This is a genomic window from Streptomyces griseorubiginosus (assembly GCF_017614965.1).
Lineage (GTDB): Bacteria > Actinomycetota > Actinomycetes > Streptomycetales > Streptomycetaceae > Streptomyces > Streptomyces griseorubiginosus_B.
This window is the reverse complement of the sequence record NZ_WVUG01000518.1, coordinates 1-3,327: the sequence shown is the minus strand read 5'-3', so window position 1 is coordinate 3,327 and position 3,327 is coordinate 1. Positions and strand designations below refer to the sequence as shown.

Sequence of the window (3,327 nt, the reverse complement as noted above, 5' to 3'; positions counted from 1 at the left end):
GGGCGCGGACACGGGGGAGACCTCCGGTCGGTGGGCAGGACGGAACGCTTGCCGACCAGACTTCCCGGCACACCTGAGGATGGAGCTTTGCTTAGTTTACCTAAAAGTGTGGCCGAGGGGAATCCGGCGATTCCCACGTTAGGCATGAAAAGGGCACCCGGCGCGCTCGGCGCCGGGTGCCCGCTTCTCGTCGTGCTCAGTCCTCGCTGGGTGCCGCGGGGAGCTTGGCCTGGATGAGGTCCATCACCGTGGAGTCGGTCAGCGTCGTGACGTCACCGAGCTGACGGTTCTCGGCGACGTCACGCAGCAGACGCCGCATGATCTTGCCGGAGCGGGTCTTGGGCAGCTCCGCGACCGGCAGGATCCGCTTGGGCTTGGCGATCGGGCCGAGGGTGGTTCCGACGTGGTCGCGCAGCTCGGCGGCCAGGTTCTCGGTCTCGGCCGCGGTGCCGCGCAGGATGACGAAGGCGACGATGGCCTGTCCGGTGGTCTCGTCGGTGGCGCCGACGACGGCCGCCTCGGCCACGGCGGGGTGGGAGACGAGGGCGGACTCGACCTCGGTGGTGGAGATGTTGTGCCCGGACACGAGCATCACGTCGTCGACGCGGCCCAGCAGCCAGATGTCGCCGTCGTCGTCCTTCTTGGCGCCGTCACCGGCGAAGTACCTGCCCTCGAAGCGGGACCAGTAGGTGTCCAGGAAGCGCTGGTCGTCGCCCCAGATGGTGCGCAGCATGGACGGCCACGGCTCGGTGAGCACCAGGTAACCGCCGCCGCCGTTGGGGACCTCGTTCGCCTCGTCGTCGACGATGGTGGCGGAGATGCCGGGCAGCGGGGTCTGCGCGGAGCCGGGCTTGGCGGCGGTGACGCCGGGCAGCGGCGAGATCATGATCGCGCCGGTCTCGGTCTGCCACCAGGTGTCCACCACCGGGGTGCGGTCGTGGCCGATGTTCTTGCGGTACCAGATCCACGCCTCGGGGTTGATCGGCTCGCCCACCGAGCCCAGCACCCGCAGGCTGGACAGGTCGAACTTGGCGGGGATGTCGTCGCCCCACTTCATGAACGTACGGATCGCGGTCGGCGCCGTGTACAGGATCGTCACCCCGTACTTCTGCACGATCTCCCAGAACCGGCCCTGGTGCGGGGTGTCCGGCGTGCCCTCGTACATGACCTGGGTGGCGCCGTTGGCCAGCGGTCCGTAGACGATGTAGGAGTGCCCGGTGACCCAGCCGACGTCGGCCGTGCACCAGTACACGTCCGTCTCGGGCTTGAGGTCGAAGACGGCGTGGTGGGTGTACGAGGTCTGGGTGAGATAGCCGCCGGAGGTGTGCAGGATGCCCTTCGGCTTCCCCGTGGTGCCCGAGGTGTACAGGATGAACAGCGGGTGCTCGGCCTCGAACGCCTCCGGGGTGTGCTCGGCCGGCTGACGCTCCACCAGCTCGTGCCACCACACGTCCCGGTCCTCGCTCCAGGCGACCTCCTGGCCGGTACGGCGCACCACCAGCACGTGGTTGACGTTGCCGGCCTTGGCGATCGCCTCGTCCACGGCCGGCTTGAGCGCGGACGGCTTGCCGCGCCGGTAACCGCCGTCGGAGGTGATGACGACCCGGGCGTCGGCGTCCTGGATGCGGGTGGCCAGCGCGTCGGCGGAGAAGCCGCCGAAGACCACGGAGTGCGCGGCGCCGATCCGGGCGCAGGCCAGCATCGCCACCGCCGTCTCCGGGATCATCGGCATGTAGATCGCGACCCGGTCGCCCTTCTCCACGCCGAGCTCCAGCAGCGCGTTGGCCGCCTTGCTCACCTCGTCCTTGAGCTCGGCGTAGGTGATGGCGCGGCTGTCGCCGGGCTCGCCCTCGAAGTGGATGGCGACCCGGTCGCCGTGGCCGGCCTCGACATGCCGGTCCACGCAGTTGTAGGCGACGTTGAGCGCGCCGTCCTTGAACCACTTGGCGAACGGCGGGTTCGACCAGTCCAGCGTCTCGGTCGGCTCCTTGGCCCAGGTCAGCCGACGGGCCTGCTCGGCCCAGAAGCCGAGCCTGTCAGCCTTGGCCTGTTCGTACGCCTCCGCCGTGACGTTGGCGTTCGCGGCCAGCTCGGCGGGGGGCGCGAACCTGCGTTCTTCCTTGAGCAGGTTGGCCAGGCTCTCGTTGCTCACGGCATCTGCCTTTCCCAGGGTGTCCGTTGTGTCCCAGGCCACAGCTCATCAGACCCGGGGGTCCCATGACAAGGGTCGACCGGAAATTGGTTTAGACCTGTCGTCCGGGCTGGTCGACGAGGCCGCCCGAGGGCCGTGGCCCAGGTCATCCGTACCCACGGAGGCCGGCCGGACGAGGTTCAGCGATGTGCTGCCCTTCACACCCGCCAGGCGCTCCGATCAGGCGGACAGATCCGTCACCCCCACATGATCGAACACGTGCTCCTCACCCGTCTCGGCCAGCAGATACGCCTGCGCCTCACCCACATGGAAGTACATCCCGTGCAGTTCCAGCTCCCCTTCCCGCACGGCCCGGGCCACCGACGGATGCGCTCTCAGGTGCTCCAACTGCTGGACGACATTGGTCAGGCACAGCTGCTCGACCGCGTCGGCCGGTGCCCGCCCGGCCAGCCGGGCCCATCGCCGCCCGCCGTCGGCCATCCGCTCCAGACTCGGCAGGCCGTGCCTCAGCCACCGCTGGAGCGGTGTCCGAGCGCCGGTGGGCTCGGAGTTGAGCAGCGCCTGCATGGCCCCGCATCCGGAGTGCCCGCACACCGTGACGGACCGCACGCCCAGGACGTCGACCGCGTACTCGATCGCGGCCGCCACCGAGTCGTCGCCGCTCTCGTGGCCGGGCGGCGGCACGAGATTGCCGACGTTGCGCACCACGAACAGGTCACCCGGACCACTGGAGGTGATCATCGAGGTGACGAGCCGCGAGTCCGCGCAGGTGAGGAACAGCTGGGACGGCCGCTGTCCCTCCCGGGCCAGTCGCGCCAGCTCTCCCCGCACCAGCGGTGCGGTGTTGCGCTGGAACGCGCTGATACCGCGCGCCAGTTGGTGGCCTCCGGAGGCGCCGGTGGTGTCGGCGTCTGCGGAGGTGCCGGGTGGACGCGAACCGGGTCTGCCGGCAGCGGATCTACTGGCACCGGAACTGCCGACGCCGGATCTGCTCGCATCGGGGCCGCTCGGACCGGGGCTGCTCTGGTCGTCCGGATTATCTGGACTACCTGGATCAACCGGTCCGTCCGGAGCGGCTGACGCATCAGGGGTGCCGGATGCGTCGAGGGCGTCGGACGCACCGGGGCGCGCACCCGGGGTGGGGGACGCATCGGAGGTGCCGGACGCACCGGGGG

At 69.9% G+C, this 3,327-nt stretch carries 2 protein-coding genes; both read right to left on the bottom strand.

The features are described from left to right. Positions 1–196 precede the first annotated feature (196 nt). Entirely contained in the window at positions 197–2,152 is a 1,956-nt protein-coding gene (gene acs / locus GRC12_RS42980; protein WP_208785871.1) for an acetate--CoA ligase, read from the bottom strand. Positions 2,153–2,371: 219 nt separating this feature from the next. Beyond that, positions 2,372–3,327, bottom strand: a 956-nt coding sequence (locus GRC12_RS42975) for a carbonic anhydrase (RefSeq protein ID WP_439959957.1), incomplete at its 5' end; no start/stop codon positions are given.